The sequence below is a fragment of the Kribbella sp. C-35 genome (genome assembly GCF_046549195.1).
Classification (GTDB): Bacteria; Actinomycetota; Actinomycetes; order Propionibacteriales; family Kribbellaceae; genus Kribbella.
In genome coordinates this window covers 889,519-912,491 of record NZ_JAJPWG010000003.1, presented here as the reverse complement: position 1 = coordinate 912,491, position 22,973 = coordinate 889,519, and the positions used below count along the sequence as shown (strand labels likewise).

The following is a 22,973-nucleotide window of genomic DNA, read 5'->3' as shown; positions in this document are numbered from 1 at the left end:
TCTGTCACGCACCGACGATCGCGGTCAGCTCGTCCAGCCCCCGCGCGCCGCCGACGGCCCGCTCGATCACCTCGTGCGCCTGGTCGCCCAGCGCATCGACCGCTCCGCTGAACAGCTGCATGTCGATGAGCTCCAGCGGCTGCAGGTGATGCACGTTCGCGGACGTGATCGAGGGCCCGATCGCCTGCAACGCGAAGCTGCTCGCCGACCCGGAGCGCAGTACGTCGAGCAGCGGCTGGATCGGCAACTCCAGCGCCTGCGCCAGGTGCATCACCTCGAGGACGCTCTGGTGGTTCATCATCATCAAGGTGTTGTTGAACAGCTTGCCGTACTGACCCGATCCGGCCGGGCCGACGTGGATGACCTCCTTGGAGAAGGTGCGGAAGATCGGCGTGAGCCGCTCGACGACCCGCGCGTCGCCGCCGGCGATCGTGGTCAACTGCCGGGCCAGGGCGACCGCGTGGCCGCCGCTGACCGGAGCATCCACCACCTCGACGCCGTACGGCTCGGCGCGCCGGGCCAGCTCGCGCGCGGCCTGTGGCAGGCCGGTGCCGTGGTTGACCAGCACCGAGCCGCGTCGCAGGTTCGCCAGCAGGCCGCCGTCGACCGCGACCTGCAGATTGTCGGCGTCCTCGCGCAGACAGAGTCCGACGATGTCGACGGCGGCGGCCAGTTCGGCGATGCCCGGCTGGGCGGTGAAGGCATGGCCGTCGAGGACAGCCAGCGACTCGGGGCGCCGGGCCCAGACGTGCAGCGGGTAGCCGCCGTCAGCGATCGCTTGGGCGATCGGGGCGCCCTGGTCACCGAGGCCGATGAAACCGACCCTGGGCTTGGTATCGGACATGACGGTCACCAGGCCAGCAGGCCGGCGGCGTCGAAGAACTGGCCGGTCGGTCCGTCCGGGCCGAGCTGTGCCAGCCGGACGATGACCTCCGCGCCCTCCTCGACGGTCTGCGTACCGGAGTTGTGGTTCAGGTCGGTCTTGGTGAAACCCGGGTCGGCCGCGTTGATCCGGACACCGGGGTACGCCTTCGCGTACTGCACGGTGATCACGTTGACTGCCGCCTTCGACGCCGGGTACTCGACGGCCGGGTAGAAGCGGGCCGGGGACTCCGGATCGGCAATCCCCCGCACCAGCGACAGGCCACTGCTGACGTTGACCACGACCGGCGCCTCGGAGCGCTGCATCAGCGGCAGGAACGCGTGCAGGGTGCGGACCTGGCCGAACACGTTCGTCTCGAACACGCTGCGCATGCTGTCCGCGGTGACCTCGGCGACCCGGACGAAGCCGCCGTCGGCCGCGCGCGGCTCGACACCTGCGTTGTTGACCAGGACGTCCAGGCCGCCGTCGGCCTCGATGGCCTTGGCCGCGGCCTCGACCGAGTCGTCGTCGGAGACGTCGAGGTGGATGAAGCGGGCGCCCAGCGTGTCGGCCGCGGCGCGACCACGGTCGGCGTCGCGCGCTCCGACGTACACAGTGTGGCCGGCGGCGACGAGCTGCCGGGCGGTCTCATAGCCGATGCCCTTGTTCGCGCCGGTGATCAGGACTGTGGACATGATGCTCTCTCCTTCAAGGAAGTAACTAACTGGATATATACAGCATGACGCGATCCAGGACATAAGTCAATAGTTAGTTACTTAGTGGCCTTGCAAGCGAGTGAGGCGTCACAACTGTCGAGCTCGTCACCGATCCGCTCGGGCACTCCCGGCGGGAAGAGGGAGGACCAGATCATGAGTACCGACCAGGAGATCAAGAACGTCGTGCTGGTGCACGGCGCGTTCGCTGATGGCTCGGGATGGCGTGGCGTGTACGACAACCTGACGGCGCGCGGCTACAAAGTGACGATCGTGCAGAACCCGCTCACCTCACTGGAGGACGACGTCGCAGCGACCACACGGGTGCTGAACCAGCAGGACGGCCCCACGATCCTCGTGGGCCACTCCTGGGGCGGCACGGTCATCACCGAGGCCGGTGTCCACCCGAACGTGGCCGGTCTGGTCTACGTCTCCGCTCTTGCACCCGACGCCGGCGAGACCACGGGCCAGCAGTACGAGGGATTCGCGGCGACTCCGGACTTCGTCATCGCTGTCGCGGACGACGGATACGGGTTCCTCAACCACGACAAGTTCAAGGCCGGGTTCGCCCACGACGCCACCGACGCGGACGCCGCCTTCCTGCGTGACACGCAGATCCCGATCAACATGTCGGTCTTCGACACGCCGCTGAAGAACGCCGCCTGGCGCGACAAGCCCAGCTGGGCCGTCATCGCAACGGAGGACAAGTCGTTCGACCAGGCCATGCTGCAGCACATGGCGACGCGGAGCGGCGCGAAGATCACCAACGTGTCCGCCAGCCCCGCCCTGTTCATCACGCAGGCCGGCGTCGTCTCCGACACCATCGATGACGCCGCGAAGGGCGCTTCGCACGCCGCCCGGTGAGCCGCTGATCCGCTTTCGACCCAGGGGGCCGGCCCGCGCCAATCGCGCGCGCCGGCCCCCAGTTCTCCGGAGGGATCACATGTCGATCACCCCGTTCCAGGTGACGCTCTGGATCGAACTCCTGGCCGCCGGACTCGGCGGTCTTCAAGGGGCGCTCTTCGCCGCCGGCGTCAGGTCTCGCCGCATCGACGTGCTCGGCGTCATCGTGATCGGACTCGCCGTCGCTCTCGGGGGAAGCCTGCTTCGCGACACCGTGCTCAATCAACCGCCGGTCGTGGTCTGGAGCAACTGGTACCTGATCGTGGCCGGTGCCTCGGCGATCCTCGGCATGGTGCTGCAACCCCTGTTGTCACGAGCGGAATGGCTGATCACCGTGCTCGACGCCGTCGTGATGGGGCTGTTCGGAGCGATCGGGGCTCGAAGGCGCTGTCCCTCGGCGTCGGCGTGGCCGGGGCACTGGTGGTCGGCGTCATCGGAGCCATCGGCGGCGGGATGCTGCGCGATGTCATGCTCAGCTTGTCGTTCTCCTTCCTGCACGTGGGCACCCTCTACGCCGTCGCCGCGGGTGCCGGCACCGCAGCGCTAGTCCTACTCGCCGAACTCGGCACGCCCATCCCGATCGCGGGAGTCGTCTGCCTGACGGTGACCACGCTCGTGCGCCTGGCCGCCGTCCGCTTCGACTGGACCTTCCCGGAGCAGTTCGTGGTGCGCCCTCGACGTCCACAGGCGCCTCCGAGGGCCGAGGGCGGACGCCTCGGAGCGGGCTCGGCGGAGAGCGACTGATCGAAGCATCGGCCCTGAGAGTTGCTTCGTGCACATGAACCTTGCGGTGCTAGTCCGTCTTCGACAGATGGCGATAGATCGTGGGGCGGGTGACGCCGAACTCAGCTGCGATCTGGGCGACGGTGTACCGCCGTTTCCCGTCCTCCCCCGCCACCAGCTCCAGAACCTACTGGCCACCGAAGCCGGCCGCACACAGTACACAGGCGACATCGACCAGCTCGCCCAGCCGATCACCGTGCACGAGGCGATCGAACTCCTCGCCTGCACCACCGACGACCTGTGGGCGCTGCTCACACCCGCACACCGCCGGCAACCGGCAACCCGCTGCTTCCCGTACGCCGCTACCAGATCCTGTGGCGCCGACAACTCGCCCGTCCCCTCGCCGTACGGCGACCCGTGCCGCGCACCGGCGAGTACGACCTCATCGGACTCGTCGCGGCCGCGAAACTCCTCGGCCTGCCGGTCGCCGAGACCAAAGCCCGTGCCCAAGACGGCAGACTCCCAGCGATCGAGACCGCGAAGCGCTGGTGGTTCCGCCGCGACCTCATCGAGCTCGCCGCCCGCGCCACGGCCGCGGCTCAGACCGAACGCCACAGCCTGGCAAGCCCGCACCTGGCGCGCCCTAGAAAGAGCGGCTCGCTGGTCTGAAACTGGCCCGCTCTACGTCCGGAAAGCGGGCGCGGAGCGGCTCGCAGGCGCGCCGATTCAGAACTGTCCACGAGCCCGCATAGCCTTGTGCACATAGGGATTCAGGCCAGTCCGTGAAGACGACCCACCACCCGAGAGGAGGAACCACATGTCGTTGCCAATCCATCGTTCACTGGAGGAACCACCATGCCGATCTCGGCACTCACGCTGTTCGCTACGTCTTCACTCGTCCTGGCCCTCACCGCCGCCGTCGTCGCCGGATTCATCTGCCTGCTCGCGGGCACGTCAGTCAACAAGCCGGCCGCGCAACGCAGGCACGTTCTGGAGATCCTCGACCGCCTGGTCGAACTGATCCGCCTGCTCTATCCACTCAAACCGCGCGAGTGAGTTCGCCGGTGTCTCCCGTCGGTCAGGTGCTCCCCGCGGGGAGCACGCCGGCCGATGCCTGTCCTGTTGCCCTCGGCCGAGCGGCAGCGAGTCTGGACAGGCCCCGACCGGCGTGCTCGGCTTGCGCCACCTGACCGGCGAGACAGCCGGCACGCCCTGTACCGCTCCCGGAGACCTCCGATGCCTTTAAGGGTCAAGTTCGGGCCCTGGCCAGTAGGTGTGTCGCTCTACCAGACGACATCGTCGAGCGCTGGCCACGGTGGACCCTCCCGTAGAACGCGAAGGAACGCGACTCCCGATTCTCTGCCGCTCGGGTGTTGGTCGTTGAGACTCCAGCGGTGCGCTGCGACGATCGCGAGTACGACCCCCCTGCACTTGCCGACCAAGTCTTGGTCGGCGTCGGGATAGTGCTGGCTGACCTCGCTGGGCACCCAAGCCAGGTCGTACTCGACAGGCCCACGGGCGGTGTTCTCGAAGTCAATGAAGAGCGGCCCCTTCTTCGTGTTGAGGATGTTGAACGGGTGCGGCTCGCCGTGCAGCAGCTGTTCGGCGCCGCGCCGGTTGACGATTGATCGCCCCAGATCGTGCAGCGTGTTGGCGAGCAGCGACCGGTCCGTATCCGCGAGATCGGGAGTGACGTCATGGCTGGCAACGTCTCGTTGAGTAGCAGCCACTCGGTCCATGAAGTGTGGCGTCGTGACCTCGATCCGCCGCAGGCCGGCATGAAGACGTGCGAGCGCCTGCGCGTACTCGGTCGGCGGAAGCATTCGAGACTGCACAGGTTCGAAGTAGGTCCACAGGGCGATCTTGAAGCCGTCGTGCACGAAGACGCGTGGTTCGACCCGAGGCTCGAGCGGGGCGACCGGGCTGTCCGTCTGCGCTAGCCGTCTCACGAGTTCGACTTCTTGCTCTGCGCTTGCGAAATGCGTCATGGGCGTGACGCGGGCGACGGTGTCGCCTGGTGTCAGGCGGATGACGAGTCGGTTGGAGTCGCTGAGAACGATCGCGTCGTCGACGGCCAAGTCGAGTTCTGTGGCGGTCGACATCGCCGCAGCCACCGCACGCCGCGCCTCAGCTGCTTCCATTTCCGTGTCCCCTCCCCGCGCCGGCGACTGACCCGTCGAGGAATTCCCTGATCGCTCGTTTGGACTTGAGCACGTGCCGGGTCGTGTGTTGTCCGTGTCGGGCGATGATCGCTTGCTCGCGTTCGAGTTCCGTGCGCCGGTTCCGCCAGATGAGCGGGATGAGGCGCCATTCATCGCGCAACCGTTGCCAGGGCGAGTACTCACATCCTTCAGGCAGCGTGTCCGGCATTCGGCAGCCGCGCAGCAACGCTCGTCCCGCGCACCGCCACCACGGCGTGGCTAGGACCACCACGCTGTCGGCGCGTTCGAGCCGGAGATCGAGCGTCTCGGTGTAGTTGCCATCGGCGATCCACGCGTCGTTGGCAAGGAGGCCACGTTGTTTCTCGCGCCACTCGGCCTCCGACGGTTCGGTCCAGCCCGCCTTCCAGAACTCGAGGTCCAGATGAATGAGCGGCAGGCCGGACTTGACCGCAAGTGCCCGGGAGAACGTGGATTTCCCGGATCCAGCCATCCCGGTGACGACGATACGGCGTTGCGTTTCGTTGGGGTACATGACACCTTCGCAGGGTCGCAGCGGTGCCAGATTCGACTACCTGAAGGCTGTCTGAGCCGTGGTGTCGAAGCTGGCAAATGACCTTCTGCGACACGGCAGGATCAAGGATGCCCCGGCGGAGCTGGCAGCGTTCTCACGACTGCCATGCCCGCCAAATTGGCCACCGGGCAAGGCTCCCCGCGATCAGGAAGCTCCCGGCAGCATCGCATTGCTGCATACCTGCGCAGCACGCGACGACACGTCCGTACCTACCGTGTCAGCGCGTGGCCCGCCGGCCGGGTAGGTCGCGATGCACCCGACCCCAGACGCCATCCGCCATGAGCAGCCTCTCCAACGAAAATTCAAGGAACGGGCCCGCAAACGCCAGCCGTCCATTCAGACCGACTCTAACCGGCCGCGCGGCACCTGTCAGTCGGGTTGGCCGCTGCACCGGGGCGACCGCCACGGTCAAGCCGCCAGGTCACCGATCGGTGCCGGCGGTGGCAGCTGGTTCGGGAACGCCTTGACCGGGTCGTAGAGCCGTCCTGTCTGCAGGCAGTAGTAGAGCTGACCGAGCATCCGGTTGAACAGATTGCGCAGCGCTGCCTGATGACGATCGCCATGTTCTCGGCGGGCGAGGTAGTGCGCACGAGTCTGGCTTTTGTGCGAGGCCGCGGCGAATGCCCACAACCAGCCGGCGGCGGCCAGGCGGTCGTTCTTGATCCGCCGGACAGTGATGCTGATCGACCTTCCAGACGCTCGGGTGACCGGTGCCGATCCGGCGTACGCCTTGAGCGCGCGGGCATCGGCGAAACGGGTTCGGTCGTCGCCGATCTCGGCGAGGATCCGTGCGCCGGCCGAATCGCTGAGGCCGGGGAAGCTGGTGATGATCTCGTGGTCTGGGTGCTGGCCGAACGCCTCCGCAGTCGCTTCGGCCAGGGAGTCAGCGTTGCGGCACTCGATGTCCAGGAGGGCCAGCAGAGCGAGCGCCTGACGGCCGAAGGCCTCCTCGACCAGCTCGGGGTGGCGCAGCTGAGGTTCCTGCAGGGCCTGCCGGATCCGCAACGCCGACTGCTCGATGCCCCGCTCCCGTCCGGCCCGGCGCAATGCAGCCGCGATCCGGGCCTTGGTCAGTTTCGCGCCGGCGGCCGGGGTCGGCGCTATCGCCAGGAGCTCGCGAGCGACGGCATTGGCAAGGTTCGTGCTGCTCTTGGAACCCACCGCCTCGAGGAAGCCGGGGTAGTACTCCCGAAGGGTCGACCGCAGTTCGTTGGTCGCCTTGGAGCGGCGCCAGACTGCGTCCTGGTGCGCCCGGGCGAGGACCGCGACCGCCTGGGCCAAGTCGGTGTCAGCCGGGAGTCGGCGGTGGACGTGAGCGTCGGTGCGCAGAATGTTGGCCAGCGTCATCGCGTCAGCGTGGTCGGACTTGGTCCGGCTGACCGAGTGCCGTTCTCGGTAACGGGCCACCGCCAACGGGTTGATCGGATAGATCGGCCGCCCGGTGGCACGGAGCGCGGCAACCATCAGGCCGCGCGGCGTCTCGACCGCGACCGGCACCAGGTCGGCCGGGTCGTCGCCCGCATGGGCCAGGAACACGAGCAGCTGCTCCAACCCAGTCAGGTCATCGCTAATCCGCTTCTTCGCGACCAGCTGGCCGGCCTCGTCGACCACTGCAATGTCGTGATGGCCTTCGGCCCAGTCGATCCCACAGAACGCTCGCAACTGCACACCTCCGTCGTCAGTGATCAGGTCCGGTCCGGACCCTGGCGAGAACGCGCGGCGCCCTAATGATGAGACTCGAGGTCTTCCCTCCGATGAGCCGTTCGCGATCCCAGCAACCCGCACGGCCCCGGTCTTTTGATGAGAGCTCACGGCTCCGCTGAAACAAGGTGTCGACCGTGCGGGCAGGCTCGAACCACGAGCAAGCCTCGCTCCAGCTGCAGCCCGGCCGGACGAGACGCGCCGGTCTCTGAGAAGCCCTCAACCGGGGCACAGAAGGAAGGCATCCACCCGCCCGGCCGGACAGCAGCACGAACAGCACCCGCCAGCGGCCAGATCTCTTGCAAGGACTCGTCGGTCCCAGGTGTGTACGGACTCAACCCGGCGGGCGCTGTTCGGGACCCATTAGAGAAGGCCGGGGTTGCGGGGCAGAGCCCCGCGAGCACTCAGCGGCCCGCACCGGGGCCGTTGGCACCTGCGGCGCTGCTGTCGTCCTCTCCCCCGCGATCGTCACCGCGGAACGGTAGCCAGACCACCTGGACGATCCGCTCGATCACCAAGCGGTGATCCCGTTTCGGGCACAGCCGGTGGACTGGCAACGAGTACATATTCGAAGTGTGCGCTATTCGTCTGTGGCTTCCGGCTCTGGAGACAGCGTCCGCGGCCAGGCCGGCGAGTTGCTCGAGGCGTGGTGGCAGGTGACTGAGCGCTGGTTGCCGTCGCCGATTTCGAGCAGGACGCCACGTTCATGGCCAAACCAGCACGCGCGGCACGGCAACGCGGCACGATGTGGGCCAACAGGTCGGGTCAGAGGAGGAGGAGTGCGATGCGGTTCGGGTTGGATGTTCCGGTTAACGGGGCTTATGCGGATCCGCGGTTGTTGGGACGGCTGGCGGGCGAGGCAGAGCGGGCCGGATGGGACGGGTTTTTCGTCCAGGACATCTTCAGCTCGGTGGACCCGGTCGCGGATCCATGGATCGCGCTGACCGCGGCCGCGCTCGCGACTGAGCATGTGGCGATCGGATCCCTGCTCACACCGCTGCCGCGACGGCGGCCGTGGGAGGTTGCCAGGCAGGCAGCGACACTCGATCAGTTCAGCGGCGGTCGCCTGATATTCGCGGCCGGGCTCGGAAACGCAGAGCAGGACTTCACGCCGTTCGGCGATCCGTGGGATCCGCTGGTTCGCGCGGAGCTGCTCGACGAAGGCCTCGACATCATCCGTGGGATCTGGACCGGGGAACCGTTCAGCTACAGCGGCAACCACTTCGAACTCAACGAGGCGCTGCTGCGGCCAAGCCCGGTGCAGGCGCCGCGGATACCGGTCTGGCTAGCCACGGGCTGGCCTCGTCGCAGGCCATTGCGCCGAGCTGCACGCTGGGACGGCGTCTATCTGATGACAGAACGGCAAGACACCGGGCAACTGCTCTCACCGGACGACATCAGGCAGGTCGCCGATTTCCTCAGGGCGCAACGCGGCGACGGCACGACCGGCGAAATCGCCTTCAACCCCGAGCAGACCGCAGACGCTGCACGAACCCGCGACCTGGTCCAGGCCTTTTCGGAAGCCGGCGCAACCTGGTGGATCGACATTGGCCCCGACAGCGGACCCGACGCCTACCTCACCCACATCCGCAACGGTCCACCACAGCCCTGAGCAAACTGGCGGCTCCACCATTCGACTGGCGACCGGTGCATATTCGAAGCGTGCGGTATCCCGTCTTCTTTGGGCGATCGGGGATTGTGATCACTGGGTGAGCAGTGTTGGGTCATGAGGACGACAGGGCATCCTCGTCGAGCTTCGACAAGTACGCTCAAGTGCGCCTGAGCGTGTTCGCCTCGAATACCCGCTCTTTGCCTGTGCATGAGACGACGCCGATTGCGGTTGTGTCCTCGAAGCCTCCACCGACGGCGATCTCGTCGCCTGGCCGGCAGCAGTGCCCATTGGGGTGCGGACTACCAGGCAGTTTGTTGAAGTGTCGGCCACGGCTGCGCATCTGCGCTTCATAATTCCTCCCTGAGGCCGCTCGCGGCGGGGATCGCCGCTCCTGCCTCCACAATCGGCCTGCATGCCTCACCGCGGCATCAGAGGCACTCCCTTAGATCCGGCCACTCCATCCCTCAGATCTCGCCGGGCTTCGCCGGATGCCGCGGGTCGCCGACTGGCCGGACCGGGCGGGCCAACGCACTCGTGCTGACAGAACGAAAAGGCGGTGTCGTCATCGCACGCCGTCGCCTACGGTTGCGCGCATGGGTGAGGTTCGGGAGACGGTGTACGGGCATATGGCGGAACTGCTGGAGCACGGGCGGGTGCTGGGCGCCGTACTCGACTTCTTCCGGCCGCGTGCGGTCGGTGCCTTCGTGTGCGGATCGGTCGCTCGCGGTGGGATGGACAAGGAGTCCGATCTCGACATCGGCATCGTTCTCCCCGACGCGACCGTCCGCGACGCCGTGTGGGCCGAGCGATGGGACTGGGAGATCGCACCGTGGTTCCACCGGTTCGACGCAGACCACGTGAAACCGTACTTCGTGATCTACCTATACGAGCCGAGGATCAAGGCCGATATTTCGCTCTACACGCCGGACGAGCTCCCCCACGCCGAGGGCGGGCCGTACGTCATCGCGTGGGACGACGCAGGCCGCCTGGACGACTGGGCTCAGTCCGCGGTACCGACCGAACAGGCTGTTGACTGGTCGCCGGCGATGCACGAGGAGGAGCGGTTCTGGGCGTGGGTCATCTACTGCGTTCAGCACGTGCGACGCGGTGAGTACTACGCGATCGCGGCCGACTTCGAGCCTTTGCGCGACATCGTCGAGCAGTGGCAGGCGCGCCTCGCCGGCCATCCCGCGTTCACGATTCGCCGCACCGAGACCTTGTTCGACACCACCGACCTGGCCCAACTGTTCCCGACACCGGATCGCGCCGACCTCAAACGCGCGCTACTCAAGCTGATCGATCTTCACGACCAGCAGCGCGCCCAGCTCAACCTCCCCTGGCGCACCACCGAGACCGCCCGCGAGCGGATCCGGCGCTGGGTCACCGAACTCTGACGATACTCTTGCGCCTGCGGAAGGCGACACCTCCAGGCCTCGTTCGTAAGGGCTCTCTTGGCCTGGCGAGACAACCGTGCCCCGGTGGGACGTCGACCGGGGCACACCGCAACCCGCAGACTCTGCGACGCGGTGAGCGGACTGTCTACCCGAAGTCCAACCTGGCTAGCACGTCTGTGTCCCGCGGTGTGATCCGCAGGCACTCAAGCGGCCTGGTCTTCGTGGGGTGAACAACCTCGATCCACTCCTTGCCTCCATGTTCGGTCAGACAGCGCGGGATGGCACGGAAGTAGCGCAGATTGAAGCCAGCAAAGTACGGCGTGACGGACTGGTCGACATCCACCCCGTGCAGATGACCCTCCCTGGGACTGATCCCGCGGCTCTCCCAGTACCGAAAGACCGCCATACCCGCTCGGAGTAGCGGGCTCGAGGCCGTCCAACGATCCTCAGCGTGTTCCACCGCGATCCGGCTGCGGACAGGCCCTTCTCCGAGGGGCAGCCGTTCGAGGTTGATCGCTCCCTTGTCCAGCGCGTCGCCCAAGGCCTCGCGGTCGGAACGTGGAATCCATTCGTCCAGCCCTTCGAATGCCGGGAGCATCGCGTGCCGAGGCGCCCTGCCGGCCGTCGGATCGATCGGGATCGCTCGCAGCCTCTGTCGTGCGATCTCGATGGAATCACCCGCCCGCCACAAGACGATCGGGCGAAGTTCCTCAGGATCGCCGTACTCGAAGACCAGTTGACAGCCACGGCGACGACCGACCAGTTCCTGCCGAAACACACTGTAAGGATCTCGCCCGTAGGACAGACAGGTCACAAAGTGCGACACCCAGCGGTCGTCGGCGTGGTCACGAGTGATCAGCAGATCGACGTCCTTGGGCTGCAGCGCACCTCGAGCGAACGACCCAAACACAGCGACCTCGCGCACCAGGCTGAGCGGCCAGGTCGGCTTTCCTTCGTCGAGGCGGTCGAGGACCAACTCGACCAACCCAATGGCCTTCTCACGCTCCACTACTCGCCTCTTCCGTCCTCCGCAATGGCCCACAGGCGGCGACCACCCTGTCTTCGCCAGCCGTTTGCCGCAGGGCCGGTCGCAGAGGCCTTCTGGTCATCTCGGCCGGTTTGGTCGCGCCCGTTTCCTGCAGCGCAGCGGCGGGCATCAGAGGTCTTGGTCGACCGGCGGGAGCCAGGTCGACGCCTCGGGGAACGACTTGCCCAAAGCGATACGCCGAAAAGCCTCCATCTCGCGCACGTGCGCCGCGTGAACCAGGGGTGCGATCGCGGCACATCGCCACCGCCCGCGGGACCGAGATGATGCTGCCCGTTTGGCTGCGGCTGCTGGGGGTACCGGGCACGCCAGTGCTCGATGGGATGTGGGGTCAGGACGGGTCGCCGTACTGCAGACCGCGTCCGTTGGTGCCGATGTAGACGCGGCCGTAGGTGTCGGGGTCACCGGTGATGACGCCGACTCCGCCGATGCTGCCCCACTGGTGGGCGTCGTCGTTGATGCGGAGCCAGGTGGCGCCCTTGTCGGTGGAGCGGAAGACTCCGGTGACGTCCTTGACGGTACCGATCAGGTACAGGGCCTGGTAGGTGGTGCCCGGCGCGGCCTTGCCGAAGCCGAGGGCGGAGGCGGACTGCACCGAGGTGAGCGCGGTGAAGCTGCGGCCCCCGTCGGTGGAGTGCAGCAGCCCCTTGCCGCCGCCGGAGATCCACAGGTCTCCTGCGATGCCGGGGACGGCCGTGAGCCGGCCGGCAGGCAGATTGCCTGCACGGGCGGTGAAGGTCGCGCCGCCGTCGGTGCTGGCGTAGAGCGTGCCGCCCGTGAGTGAGTAGAAGGTATTGGCCGAGGAGCGGTCGGCGACGACCACGGCGTCGGTGCCCAGGCCGCTGACCTTCGACCAGCTCGCTCCCTTGTCGGTCGAGCGGTACGGGGTCTGGCCGGCCTCCGTCCAGACGATGGTGGAGCCGTCCGCCGCGAGCGCGACATGGCCGCTGTTCGCGCTGCCCACCGGCTCTGCCGTGAAGCCGTTCCAGCTGCTGCCGCCGTCGGTGGAGTAGGCGCCGTCATGCGCGCCGCCAGTGCCGACGCGGACCATCACCGCGGGGGCCGACTGGGCGAAATCGATGTCGGTGCTGCTGCTCATCAGCGGGTTCTTCAGCCGTCCGGCGGGCACCTCGGTCAGAGAGTCGTGGCGGAAGCCGCCTTGGTCGCCCATGGAGGTGATGACGGTGGCGCCGCCGGGAGGGGCGATCGCGTCCGCCAGCGAGGTCTCCTCCAGCCCCCAGGCCCCGGCGGTCCAGTGGCTGGTACCGCCGCTGTCGGAGGCGCTCGCGTCCTTGCTGCGCCAGATACCGTTGCCGGTGCCGTACACCACGTGCCCGGAGTCGAAGGGATCAATGGCCAGCGCGGTCATCCAGTGCCCGATGCCGGTACCGACGTAAGGAGCGGCGGAGGCGTCCCGCACCGACTTGTCGGCCAGCGCCTTCCAGGTCGTACCGCCGTCGGTGGTCCGGTAGAGCTCGTCTTGGGGCCACCAGCGGTCGAGGGTGGTGACCATCACCGTGGACGGCTTCTTCGGGTCGACGGCCAGACCGGAGAACCCGTAACTGCCCTGGGACGGGGAGATGTTCTTCCACGCGCCGCCGGACGGCGTGTACTTCCACACCGAGCCCGCCGTCGCGTCGTTGGGGCCGATGGCGTTGCTGTACGTCAGGTACAGCGAACCGTCACCGGAGACCACACCGTGCTGCGGCATCTGGCCGGTGGGCTGCGCGGAGACGGCCTGCCAGCTGTTGCCGCCGTCGGTGGAGCGGTACAGGGAGGTGTACTTGTCGTTGACGCCGACGTAGACCGTGTTGCTGCCGGCCGGGCCGTACGTCACGAAGGAGATGCCCGCGGCACTGCTCGCCCCGTCCTTGACGGGGAACGAGGAGACCTGACTCCATGTCACGCCGTAGTCGGTGCTGCGCCACAGGCCGTTCTTGCGGGTGCCCAGCAGCAGGGTGCCGTGGTCCGCGGGGTCGATCACGAGCCGCTCGCCCGCCCCGCGGCCGGGTTCGTTGCCGCCCAGCTTGAACGGTAGATCGGTGCGCTGGAAGGTGCGGCCCCGGTCGGTGGAGCGCAGGATCGCGCCGTTGCCGGCCCACTCGTTGGTGTAGGTGCCCGTCGCGAGGTAGAGCCGGTTGGGCTCGACGGGGTCGGTGGCCAGCGCATCTATTCCCAGAAGGTTCCAGTCCTTCTCGGCGAGCCAGTCGGTCAGCGGGATCCACTGCTCGGCCGCGGTGTCCCAGCGGTAGGCGCCGCCCATGTCTGTGCGCGCGTACAGTAGGCCCCTCTCGCTCGGGTTGAACACCAGACCGGTGACGTATCCGCCGCCCACCACCTGGGCGTTCTTCCACGCGTACGGGCCGGACCCGGCCGTCTGGGGCTGGTCCGACTTCACCAGCTTCCATTGCTGGTTGGTGCCGCCCGTACCGGGGAACTGGATGACTGCCGCGCCCTGGGCGGTGGAGTTTCCGGAGACGTCCAGGAGCTGGCCGCTCTTTCGGTTGATGAAGGTGACAGCGTCGGAACCGCTCACCTCGCCGATCTTCCACTCCTGGGCGGTGGAGGGGCTGTCGGTCTGTTGCTCGGCGGCCGCCACGTTGGCGGTGGAACTGCCCGCTATGCCAAGCACTTTGCCGCTGTTGCGGTTCACCAGCTCGTAGTAGCCGTTCCCGGTGGACCTCAGCTTCCACTGCTGGTTGGCGGTGTGCTGGTCGGTCCACTGCTGGATACGGGCGCCGTCAGCGGTAGAGAAGCCGTTGACGTCGAGCACCTTGCTGCTGCGCACGGAAACCAGCTGATAGTAGGCGTTGCCGTCGACCGTCGCGGCCTGCGAGTCCTGCTGCGCGAACAGGAGGCACGGCACGACGATGGCGGGCACGCCGACCAGCAGACCGGTGGCGGTCCAGCGGCCGCGGTAACGCCCGCGGTGCGTGGGGTTGTCCATCGGGGTGTACTCCTTGCATGTCATTCACCGGAGGAAGACGGATCCAGGCAACGGAGCGGCCTGATCCGCCCCCTAGTGGTCACAGGCACTGCAAAGGGTTGCCGCGGGCCGGGATCTTTTCGCTGCCGGTCGCCCGATGGGAGCACAACCTGTTCGCCGGCAGCGTTGCTGCCGGCGATGAACGTGCGGGACCGTCCTCACCGGGGCGGGGCGAACCCTCCCCAGACTGCGACGGAACGGCCTGAGCTCTGGGCGTGGACGTGGTAACTGTCGCGCTTGACCTTGCGGACGCCGGTGGCGTGGTTGTACTGGCCGGCGAACTCGTGCTGTCCGGCCGGCACGGTGCGGCCCGGCTTGAGGGCCCAGCGGTAGAGCAGCGCACCGCCGGACTCCTGAACAGTGACGGTGAAGTCGTCGCTCGGCAGGGTCTGCCAGTTGCCGGTGTTCCGCACGTCGCCGGTCTGGGCAATGCGCAGTTCCACGGTGAGCGAGGTGAGCGGCTTGGTGGTCTTGAGGGTCAGGTTGTTCTGGGCCCAGTAGATGGTGCTGTGCACGTCCAGCGAGCCTTCGGACCACAACGGCCCGTCATTGACCCGGCTGCCGGCCGGCGGAGTCGGACGCGCGCTGTGCGAGGTGGTGGCCGGGGCCGGACCGGTAGTGGTCGTGCGGGCTGATGGCGTCGGAGCGGACGTGACGGTCGGGGACGGGACTGTGCGAGTGGGTGCGGTGGCCGGCGGCGTCGGAGCTCCGCCGATGGCGGCGACAGCGACGGCGAGACCACCGGTCGCCAGGGTGGCGGCGGCGATGAGACCGACGATTGCCGCCCGGGGCCATGACCTCGCGATCGAAGGTGTGCGGTGCCGGACGCTGGGGTCGGCCGCGCCGCGCTCCACGCGCGCCAGGATCCTTGCGCGGTTGGGCTCGTGAGCCTCGGCGGCCTCTCGCAGCCGTCGGCTGATCTCGTCGTTCACCGGTTCCTCCTTCCCGCCGCCAGTTCGCCCACCGCATCCGCGCCGAGTAGCGATTCCAGCTCGGCCATGCCCTTCGAGGTCTGGCTTTTCACCGTACCGACCGAGATGCCCAGCGCAGCGGCGGTGTCCTTCTCCGACAGATCGAAGGCGTGGCGCAGGACCACGCACGCCCGCTTGCGGAACGGCAGCCGGGTGAGCGCGGCCCGGACGTCGAGCACGACCGCAACGTCCGGCCCGTCCACCAGCTCCGTACTGCGGGACCAGAACAGCGCTACTCGCCGTCGCTCGCGGACCCTGCTCCGGATCCATTCCCGTGCCAGATTTGCCACGACGCCGCGGGCGTAAGCGACCGGGTGTTGCGCTGCCCGCAGCCGGTCCCAGCGCTGCCACAGAGCGACCAGCGCATCCGCGGCGAGGTCGTCGGCCGCATCCTTCTCGCCGGTCAGGAGGTGGGCGAGACGCGCCAGTTCGGCGTAGTGGCGTTCGAAGAAGTCGTGGAACTCTGCGGACGCGTCGTCGAACAGCATCTCCCGCGGTCGCCCTCTCCCTGCGATGTTCGCGTTAACAATCGGCCCGAGCGTAACAGTGCCCCGCACCCCGCAGCCGGACGGCGATCGCCCGTGCAGGAGGGCGTCCTGACGATGGACTGGCGGCGCGGTCAATGCCGGGCGAACTGGACCCGGGTCGGCTGCGCGACGTCCGGTTTGAGGGCGATCCCGTCAATGGTCAGCCGCTCACCGTAGATGTCGGTGACCCTGATCGCTCTGCCGCATCCGTCGCCGTCGGTGGCCAGGAAGTAGTTGTAGTCGGTGCGGTGCAGCTTTCGCCAGCCTTTGGCGGTCCGGACCTCGAGCGCGGCCACTGGGTTGCGGTGGCCGATCACCTGGATGCCGCACCAGTACGGACTGGAGCCGGACTTGTAGCGGATCGAGAGAGGGCCGGACACGGCGGGGCTCAGCAGCGTCCAGGTGATCGGGAGCCGGCCGACGGAGAGGTTGGCGAGTCTGGCGAACGCCTGTTGACTGAGGTCGAGTTGCCCGGGTGCGCAGGGCAACGGGCACTCGTTGACAATCCGCACCGTGATGGAAGCCCCGTTCGCGGCGCGGACCAGCACGTACGCTCCGCATGCCTTGGCCGACTCGTAGTCGGTGTGGTTCATCGCCGCGATCATGAGGTCGCCGGACGGGCCGTAGAGGCAGGCACCATTCCCGTCACCCGCCTCGTAGGCGGTCGCGACGCCCCGGTAACGGATGGCGGGCTTGATCCGTCCGGCCAAAGACCCTGTGGACACCGCGGATTCCGTGCGCGGAGTGTTGGAAGGCGTGCGCGGGCTGTTGGCAGGCGCGCGCGGGCTGTTGGTAGGCGTGCGCGGGCTGCGAGAAGGGACGGGCGGCCTGCCGGCGGCCGACGGCGTTGGGGTATGGCGAAGCGATGGCGGGGGGCTCGTGACCAGCGGCTGCGTCGGTGCCATCGTGGCGTCGGCCGCCGCGGTCGGTGAGCCGGAATCGGCCGGGACGCTCGCCGGGGCAGCCATAACGGACTCGTCGGCGGTACGCCGGGTATCAGCGCTGCCCCCGATGAGGAGCGCGGCGGCCAGGCAGACCACAACGCTGACGGCCAGCAGTGCCAGCGGAATGCCGATGGCCCGCCGGTGCTTGCGCAGCGGCTCCGCCGCGCCGTGCATCGTTGTCCTCATGTCCATCCGTTCGGTAGATCCAGTCGACGTTCCACAGCGCAGTTGCCGCCGGAACCGAAAAGGTTGCCGCCCGTTGCCGACATCGCCACAAACTCAGGACAGGTTTCGACCTGGAGGACCGACCAGCAGGTCCGGCGAGGCCCCGCCACTCACCTCTTTGCGCACCTCAATCAGCCAGAGAGGATGGTGAGCGATGAGAAGTGATGCGCACGAGAGCAAACCTCGAAGCCCTTGCCAGTAAGAGATTTCGCTCATCATCGACAAACGATGGTCAGTCTCGAGTGGAATTCAGCGGCTACGAGGTTCGTCGATCGCGGTGCGTTCCAGTCCGTCGACCAGCCGTGGCGTCCTCCGTCGGCATAGATATTCGTAGCTGCCAAAGCAGAAGTCTTCACGCCCCAAACGTTGAGCTCGGTCTGTGTTTGCGGGCCGAGGAGGCGGCGGTGGCGTTTGCGAACGATCAGTGGACGAAGCCCGTCACGCAACCCGATGGGAAGGTGACGCGGGAGCGGAACGAGAAGCGTTGGGGTCGGGGGAAGCGGTGGTTGGCGGTTTGGACTGATCCGCAGGGAAAGGAGAGGTCTCGGGCCTTCGATACGAAGGTTCAGGCGTTGCGGTGCGAACGGGATCGAGACGGATCGGGATCGTGGGGACTATCTCGATCCGAACGCCGGCAAGGTGCGGCTCGACGAGATCTGGCCGCGGTGGATGGGGTCGCGGACCATCGATCCTGCGAGCGAGATTCAGTACGAGTCGAAGTGGCGGCTGCATGTCGAGCCGGTGTTCCGATCGGCTCATCAAACCCCACTCCGCGATCGTCGCGCTCCGCGCCGACAAGGAGCATCGACTGCGGTTCAAGGGCGACGTCCGGCAACGGGCACTACGTCTGCTCGACGCGATAGCCAAGAGCACCTCAGGACGGGGGTGGGAAGTCACCTGCCCGGCCTGGAACCGCGACGATCACCATCCCGCCGACCTCGCTGTCTCCATCACGGGGCACACGTACGACCTACAGGTCTCCGAGAACGACGACAAAGTCCCGCATGAACCAACCGCGAAGGAGCTTCGCGACTTCGAGAGGTGGGGCTACCCGCGGATTCCGACGTACGACAAGGTCCCTTCAGGGCGGCTAGCGATCGCGGTCGATGGCGGCGTCCCTGCTCGCCAGTCCGCCTTCAGCGACACGAAGACGATCAACCTCGCCGACCGCCTACCAGTCCTCGTCCAGGAACTGGAACTCCGGGCGGCTGCCGATGAGCAACACCGTCTTGAACGTGAACAGCAAGAGGCCGAACGACGCCGGCGTCGGCAACAGGTCCGAGACGAGGCTGTCGTCGCCCTGCGCGAGCACAACCGCGCCGCCATTCTGGCCGCGCAGGCCGCCCAATGGCGCCAAACCAACTGCTTGGTGACTACATCGCCGCTATGCAGCAGCGGGTCGCCTCGCTGGACAGTGACGAGCAGGCCGCGGCACATGAGTGGGTGGAGTGGGCAAGGGATCCGCGCAAGGGTCGTGCTCGCCAACTGACGCTTACGGTCGCCGATCCGGGTGCCGAGGTTCGACAGGTCGATCGCATCCAGCGAAGGCGTGAACTGAGGGATCACGACCCGGCGGCAGCGCGCGCAGCGGTAGTCGTACTGCTTGCCGTAGCAGACCGTGCCCGTCGCAGGGATGCCTGTGCGCCAGGTCCACACCGACTCGACGATCTCCGAGCAGAAGCTGCACCACGACAGCGGCCGGTGTTCCAGGTCGGGTGTGGGGTGCTCTTTCTTCCAGAACACCCAGTAGCCCCGGTCGCGGGACTGTCCGACACCGAAGAACATCGAGTTCAGGTACAGGATCTTGTAGCGGTAGCCCAGGTTCTCGAACTGCTTGAGCCACCAGCGGTGCGTCGACCCGTCACCGACCTTCCGCTTGCCCAGCACCGGGTAACCCCAGGACTGCAGCTGGGTCGTGCACTCGACGAAGATGACCCAGGGGTGGTGCTGCGCCGCGTGGTGCAGGACACAGTTGGCCGTGGCACGGTCACGCTCCGAGCGGGTGACGCGGTCGTCGTAGTCGGGGTCTTCGAGGTCGAACAGCGTCAGTCCCTGCTCGTAGGCCTTCATCGTGTTCGCGGGCGAGTGGTTCACGCACGAGACGCCGGCGGCGAGCAGATCACCCGGGGGCAGGGTCACGAGCAGAGTGGTAGTCGGCAGAGTCGGGGTTGGCGAGGTCGGCGATCCAGTGCTCGGTGGTCGGGTGGTTCGCCTCGTGTAACTCGACCTTGTACTGGTTGTGGTTCGCGGCGGTGCGTTGCGGCCGGCGTGACAGCGTTCGGCTCACCTGCAGGCGGCTGCTCGAGCTTCTGCGGATGCTCGAGCGCGCACCGGCGCCGTTCAGCGAAACCGGCACCGAGTCCCGCGATCCCATTTCTCATTAATGAGTAATGGGTCTCATCAATGAGTAATCGGGTTCTTCCATAGCGTGATGAAGTCCATAACAAATGGTTCGTGGTTGCATTTTTTCGCTTGTTTTCGGTTGACAGAGAGCGACTTGAGCTACGGTTTGCCGCAAGGGGAGAGTCACAGTCCGGGGGGCCGGCATGCCGAAACGTTTCGCGACCGCATTTTTCGTTCTCACTACTGCGGTCGTGATGGTGCTAGGCCTCACCGCCTCGCCCGCGCGGGCAGCCGAGGGTGATCCTGCGTCCTCCGCTGTGGCGACGTGGTCCTGCACCAGCAGCCCGTGCCCGTGGGGCCCGTCGGCCACCAGCAACACGGCGGTCTGGCCGGCCGCGGCCGAGCCGGTCCGGGCCCGCTACGGCTATACCGTCTCCCACGACGTGTACGCTCCGGTGTCCAAGGTGGCGGGCTGGAAGATCACCGTCACCTCCGGCAGCGCCACGGTTTACGCGGGGCCGACCGACGACTCGCACTCGTCGCTGGCCGCATTGTCGGCCGGCCAGAGCTACACCGTGTCCAGCACGCTCAGCGGCAGCAGCATGGTCAGCGTGCAGGACGGTGGGTCGTTCGAGTACACGATCACCCCCGGCACCCCGACCCCGCCGCAGCCGGCCTCCGGTGACGGCTCGGTGCTGGCCACCTGGACCTGCACCAGCAGCCCCTGCCCGTGGGGCCCGTCGGCCACCAGCAACACGGCGGTCTGGCCGGCCGCGGCCGAGCCGGTCCGTGCCCGCTACGGCTACACCGTCTCCCACGACGTGTACGCCCCGGCGTCCAAGGTGGCGGGCTGGAAGATCACCATCACCTCCGGCAGCGCCACAGTTTACGCCGGCCCAGCCGACAACTCGCACTCGTCGCTGGCCGCGCTGTCGGCCGGCGACAGCTACACCGTGTCGAGCACCCTGAGCAGCAGCAGCCTCGTCAGCGTGCAGGACGGCGGGTCGTTCGAGTACACGATTACCCCCGGCCCGCCGCTCCCGCCGCCGCCGCCCGCCTGTACCGACCCCACCACCTGCGACCCGGTCTCCTGGGTCAGCGCCCGCTGGCGCTACGCCGGAACCGGCGAGGACCCCGGTGACTGGTACGGCGGCGTGATCACCTGGCCGGCCGGCACGGCCTACCAGGGCAACGGCCGCTCCGGCTACAACGCGCGCATCGTCTACTCGGAGTCGGGCGTTCCGCTCTACCCGTACATGGGTGCCTGGGCCGACGGGTGCACCGTCCGCGTGGTCACCGGCCGGGCCCTGATCATCGAGTGGGAGCGCGGTACGGACGTGTGGCGGGAGACCCTCGTGAACGCCGGTCAGGCGTACACCATCTCGCTCAGCGGCTCCGAGGACGGCGCCATGATCGAGACGAACAACGACCTCGAGCCCTTCACGGTCTCGATGAGCAACTGCACCCCGCGGCCGCTCTCGGAGCCGAACAACCGCATCCCGGTGGCGAACGCCGGCGCGCCGCAGTCTGTCGTGGTTGGTACGACCGTGACCCTGAACGGGTCCGGCACCGACGCCGACGGCGACGACCTCACCTACGCGTGGACCCAGACCGGTGGACCGGCGGTGACGCTGTCCAGTACGACGACGGCGAAGCCGACCTTCACCGCCCCGTCCTCGGCATCCACGCTGACCTTCAGCCTGGTGGTGCGGGACGGCCGGGCCGACAGCGCGGCGGCGACCACCACGGTGACCACCACCCCGGTCAACCAGGTACCGGTCGCGAACGCCGGTACGGCGCAGACGGTCAACACGGGTACCACGGTGACGCTGGACGGCTCCGGCAGCCGCGACGCCGACAACGACCCGCTGACCTACACCTGGACCCAGACCGGTGGGCCGGCGGTGACGCTGTCCAGCCGGACGGTGCAGAAGCCGACCTTCACCGCCCCGGCCACACCGGCCACGCTGGCCTTCAGCCTGGTCGTGCGGGACGACGAGGTGGACAGCGCGGTGTCGACCACCACGGTGACCGTCACCGCTCCGAACCTGGCCCGGGGCAAGACCGCCACCCAGTCGAGCACCAGCGGTACCGCGGTGGCGGCCCGGGCGGTGGACGGCAACACCAACGGCGTCTTCGCGAGCGGCTCGGTGACCCAGACCAACCTCTCCACCCAGCCGTGGTGGCAGGTCGACCTCGGTTCCGCGGCGGCCGTCTCCACGGTCACGGTGTGGAGCCGGACCGACTCGAACCGGATGGGCAGCGGCTCGGTGTTCATCTCCTCGACCGACATGAACGGCCGGTCGATGTCCTCGCTGCGGGCCGACGACTCGGTGAAGGAGATGCCGTTCTCGGCGTTCTCGTCCACCACCGACAGCCTGACCCTGAACGCGGGCAACGCCACCGGCCGGTACGTTCGGGTGCAGCTGTCGAGCATCATCACCACCCTGAACCTGGCCGAGCTGCAGGTCGGCGGCACCACCGGCGCCGTGAACCTGTCCACCAACCGGCCGGCCACGCAGTCGTCGACCGACGTCGGCACCGCCGCCCGGGCCGTGGATGGGAACACCAACGGCGTCTTCGCCGCCGGGTCGGTGAGCCGGACGGCGTCCAGCTCGCAGCCGTGGTGGCAGGTCGACCTGCTGACCAATTCCCGGGTCGGCAACGTCACGGTGCACAACCGGACCGACGCCTCGGCCGACAAGCTGAACAACGCGGTGGTGTTCCTCTCCACCGCCAGCATGTCGGGCCGGACCTACGCCCAGCTGATGGCCGACTCCACGGTGACCAAGCTGAACCTCGGGGAGACGCCGGGGGCGGTCACCAGTCTGCCGACCAACACCGTGGCCCGCTACGTCAAGGTGCAGTCGCCGGCCACCAGCGCCGGTGTGATCAGCCTGGCCGAGGTCACGGTGACGGGCACCCAGCCCAACTGACGCACGACCAGGGATCCGTCTCGATTCGTTCCATCGACGAAGCGCACGGTCCGGGCTCCTTCCTCTTACGGCAGTGTTTGGCGGACCTGCGCATCTCGGCATATAGGCTGTCCAGCGCCTCCGCGTCCTGGAGCTGGGTCAGGGGTAGCCGGCCGATATAGGGCTCGGCGTGCACCCGGTACTTCGACTTGTACTCGTTCAGCGTCGACGTAGCCACATCGAGGATCTCGAAGTACCTCGTGACCAACTGGTTCACCGTCGCGCGTGTCTTGGGATTGCGCTGCTCGTCGACCTGGTTGAGGAACCGCGTCTTCATTTCTTCGGCGATCTTGGCTTGACGAGGACCGGGCTTCAC

22 protein-coding genes and 1 pseudogene are annotated in these 22,973 nt (G+C 67.6%); 8 read left to right on the top strand and 15 right to left on the bottom strand.

Annotated features, from left to right (window positions below):
• Positions 1-4: 4 nt before the first annotated feature.
• Together ACLJOO_RS24285 and ACLJOO_RS24280 are read right to left on the bottom strand one after the other, a co-directional pair.
• A complete protein-coding gene (locus tag ACLJOO_RS24285; RefSeq protein ID WP_410789640.1) occupies positions 5-844 on the bottom strand; it encodes an NAD(P)-dependent oxidoreductase in 840 nt (279 codons plus the stop codon).
• A 5-nt stretch (positions 845-849) separates the two neighbouring features.
• Positions 850-1,557: an SDR family NAD(P)-dependent oxidoreductase gene (locus tag ACLJOO_RS24280; RefSeq protein ID WP_410789639.1), complete on the bottom strand. Its 708-nt coding sequence runs from the start codon at positions 1,555-1,557 to the stop codon at positions 850-852.
• Between the two features lie 174 nt (positions 1,558-1,731).
• On the opposite strand from ACLJOO_RS24280, the gene ACLJOO_RS24275 reads away from it, so the two are divergent.
• The 3 genes and pseudogenes from ACLJOO_RS24275 to ACLJOO_RS24265 all read left to right on the top strand — a co-directional run bounded on the left by ACLJOO_RS24275 (position 1,732) and on the right by ACLJOO_RS24265 (position 3,222).
• The gene (locus ACLJOO_RS24275) at positions 1,732-2,439 is read left to right on the top strand and encodes an alpha/beta hydrolase (protein WP_410789638.1); all 708 of its coding nucleotides are present in this window, start codon (positions 1,732-1,734) and stop codon (positions 2,437-2,439) included.
• A pseudogene (locus tag ACLJOO_RS24270) lies at positions 2,402-2,719 on the top strand (TRIC cation channel family protein); the annotation flags it as partial. The gene ACLJOO_RS24275 and the pseudogene ACLJOO_RS24270, both read left to right, overlap by 38 nt.
• Before the next feature lie 80 nt (positions 2,720-2,799).
• Complete coding sequence (locus ACLJOO_RS24265) at positions 2,800-3,222, top strand: TRIC cation channel family protein (RefSeq protein ID WP_410789637.1); 423 nt, start codon at positions 2,800-2,802, stop codon at positions 3,220-3,222.
• Positions 3,223-3,271: 49 nt separating this feature from the next.
• On the opposite strand, the gene ACLJOO_RS24260 is transcribed toward ACLJOO_RS24265, so the two are convergent.
• Positions 3,272-3,376, bottom strand: coding sequence for an ArsR family transcriptional regulator (locus ACLJOO_RS24260; RefSeq protein WP_410789635.1), 105 nt, complete (start codon positions 3,374-3,376; stop codon positions 3,272-3,274).
• 125 nt (positions 3,377-3,501) lie between these two features.
• Between ACLJOO_RS24260 and ACLJOO_RS24255 the strand changes: the two genes are divergently transcribed.
• Positions 3,502-3,870 carry a hypothetical protein gene (locus tag ACLJOO_RS24255; protein WP_410789633.1) on the top strand — a complete coding sequence of 123 codons (369 nt, stop codon included), beginning with the start codon at positions 3,502-3,504 and terminating at the stop codon, positions 3,868-3,870.
• Positions 3,871-4,056: 186 nt separating this feature from the next.
• Entirely contained in the window at positions 4,057-4,257 is a 201-nt protein-coding gene (locus tag ACLJOO_RS24250; RefSeq protein ID WP_410789631.1) for a hypothetical protein, read from the top strand.
• Between the two features lie 227 nt (positions 4,258-4,484).
• Here the strand turns inward: ACLJOO_RS24250 and ACLJOO_RS24245 are convergent, their stop codons facing one another.
• From ACLJOO_RS24245 to ACLJOO_RS24230, 4 genes are all read right to left on the bottom strand, one after another.
• Complete coding sequence (locus ACLJOO_RS24245) at positions 4,485-5,342, bottom strand: aminoglycoside phosphotransferase family protein (protein ID WP_410789629.1); 858 nt, start codon at positions 5,340-5,342, stop codon at positions 4,485-4,487.
• Complete coding sequence (locus ACLJOO_RS24240; RefSeq protein ID WP_410789627.1) at positions 5,329-5,895, bottom strand: hypothetical protein; 567 nt, start codon at positions 5,893-5,895, stop codon at positions 5,329-5,331. Before ACLJOO_RS24240 ends, ACLJOO_RS24245 begins: the two co-directional genes overlap by 14 nt.
• 447 nt (positions 5,896-6,342) lie before the next feature.
• A complete protein-coding gene (locus tag ACLJOO_RS24235) occupies positions 6,343-7,596 on the bottom strand; it encodes an IS110 family transposase (RefSeq protein WP_410789626.1) in 1,254 nt (417 codons plus the stop codon).
• Positions 7,597-8,039: 443 nt separating this feature from the next.
• A complete protein-coding gene (locus ACLJOO_RS24230; protein ID WP_410789625.1) occupies positions 8,040-8,201 on the bottom strand; it encodes a hypothetical protein in 162 nt (53 codons plus the stop codon).
• A 218-nt stretch (positions 8,202-8,419) separates the two neighbouring features.
• Here ACLJOO_RS24230 and ACLJOO_RS24225 point away from each other — a divergent pair, with 218 nt between their 5' ends.
• Both ACLJOO_RS24225 and ACLJOO_RS24220 read left to right on the top strand, forming a co-directional pair.
• A complete protein-coding gene (locus ACLJOO_RS24225; protein WP_410789624.1) occupies positions 8,420-9,247 on the top strand; it encodes an LLM class flavin-dependent oxidoreductase in 828 nt (275 codons plus the stop codon).
• 593 nt (positions 9,248-9,840) lie between these two features.
• Complete coding sequence (locus tag ACLJOO_RS24220) at positions 9,841-10,641, top strand: nucleotidyltransferase domain-containing protein (RefSeq protein WP_410789623.1); 801 nt, start codon at positions 9,841-9,843, stop codon at positions 10,639-10,641.
• 145 nt (positions 10,642-10,786) lie between these two features.
• On the opposite strand, the gene ACLJOO_RS24215 is transcribed toward ACLJOO_RS24220, so the two are convergent.
• The 7 genes from ACLJOO_RS24215 to ACLJOO_RS24185 form a co-directional block, all read right to left on the bottom strand.
• Positions 10,787-11,650 (bottom strand): hypothetical protein, encoded by an 864-nt coding sequence (locus ACLJOO_RS24215; RefSeq protein WP_410789622.1) that lies wholly within the window; start codon positions 11,648-11,650, stop codon positions 10,787-10,789.
• Between the two features lie 367 nt (positions 11,651-12,017).
• Positions 12,018-14,633: an RICIN domain-containing protein gene (locus ACLJOO_RS24210; protein ID WP_410789620.1), complete on the bottom strand. Its 2,616-nt coding sequence runs from the start codon at positions 14,631-14,633 to the stop codon at positions 12,018-12,020.
• Positions 14,634-14,830: 197 nt separating this feature from the next.
• Positions 14,831-15,604: a hypothetical protein gene (locus ACLJOO_RS24205; RefSeq protein WP_410789619.1), complete on the bottom strand. Its 774-nt coding sequence runs from the start codon at positions 15,602-15,604 to the stop codon at positions 14,831-14,833.
• Positions 15,601-16,131 (bottom strand): SigE family RNA polymerase sigma factor, encoded by a 531-nt coding sequence (locus ACLJOO_RS24200; RefSeq protein WP_410789617.1) that lies wholly within the window; start codon positions 16,129-16,131, stop codon positions 15,601-15,603. Before ACLJOO_RS24200 ends, ACLJOO_RS24205 begins: the two co-directional genes overlap by 4 nt.
• Before the next feature lie 131 nt (positions 16,132-16,262).
• On the bottom strand, positions 16,263-17,300 hold the full coding sequence (locus ACLJOO_RS24195) for an expansin EXLX1 family cellulose-binding protein (protein ID WP_410789615.1): 1,038 nt from the start codon (positions 17,298-17,300) through the stop codon (positions 16,263-16,265).
• Positions 17,301-18,386: 1,086 nt separating this feature from the next.
• A complete protein-coding gene (locus ACLJOO_RS24190) occupies positions 18,387-19,478 on the bottom strand; it encodes a DNA cytosine methyltransferase (protein WP_410789613.1) in 1,092 nt (363 codons plus the stop codon).
• Positions 19,459-19,713: a hypothetical protein gene (locus ACLJOO_RS24185; protein ID WP_410789611.1), complete on the bottom strand. Its 255-nt coding sequence runs from the start codon at positions 19,711-19,713 to the stop codon at positions 19,459-19,461. Before ACLJOO_RS24185 ends, ACLJOO_RS24190 begins: the two co-directional genes overlap by 20 nt.
• A gap of 172 nt (positions 19,714-19,885) precedes the next feature.
• Here ACLJOO_RS24185 and ACLJOO_RS24180 point away from each other — a divergent pair, with 172 nt between their 5' ends.
• Positions 19,886-22,618, top strand: coding sequence for a PKD domain-containing protein (locus ACLJOO_RS24180; protein ID WP_410789609.1), 2,733 nt, complete (start codon positions 19,886-19,888; stop codon positions 22,616-22,618).
• On the opposite strand, the gene ACLJOO_RS24175 is transcribed toward ACLJOO_RS24180, so the two are convergent.
• Positions 22,590-22,934, bottom strand: coding sequence for a hypothetical protein (locus ACLJOO_RS24175; RefSeq protein WP_410789608.1), 345 nt, complete (start codon positions 22,932-22,934; stop codon positions 22,590-22,592). The genes ACLJOO_RS24180 and ACLJOO_RS24175 overlap by 29 nt on opposite strands.
• Positions 22,935-22,973: the final 39 nt, after the last annotated feature.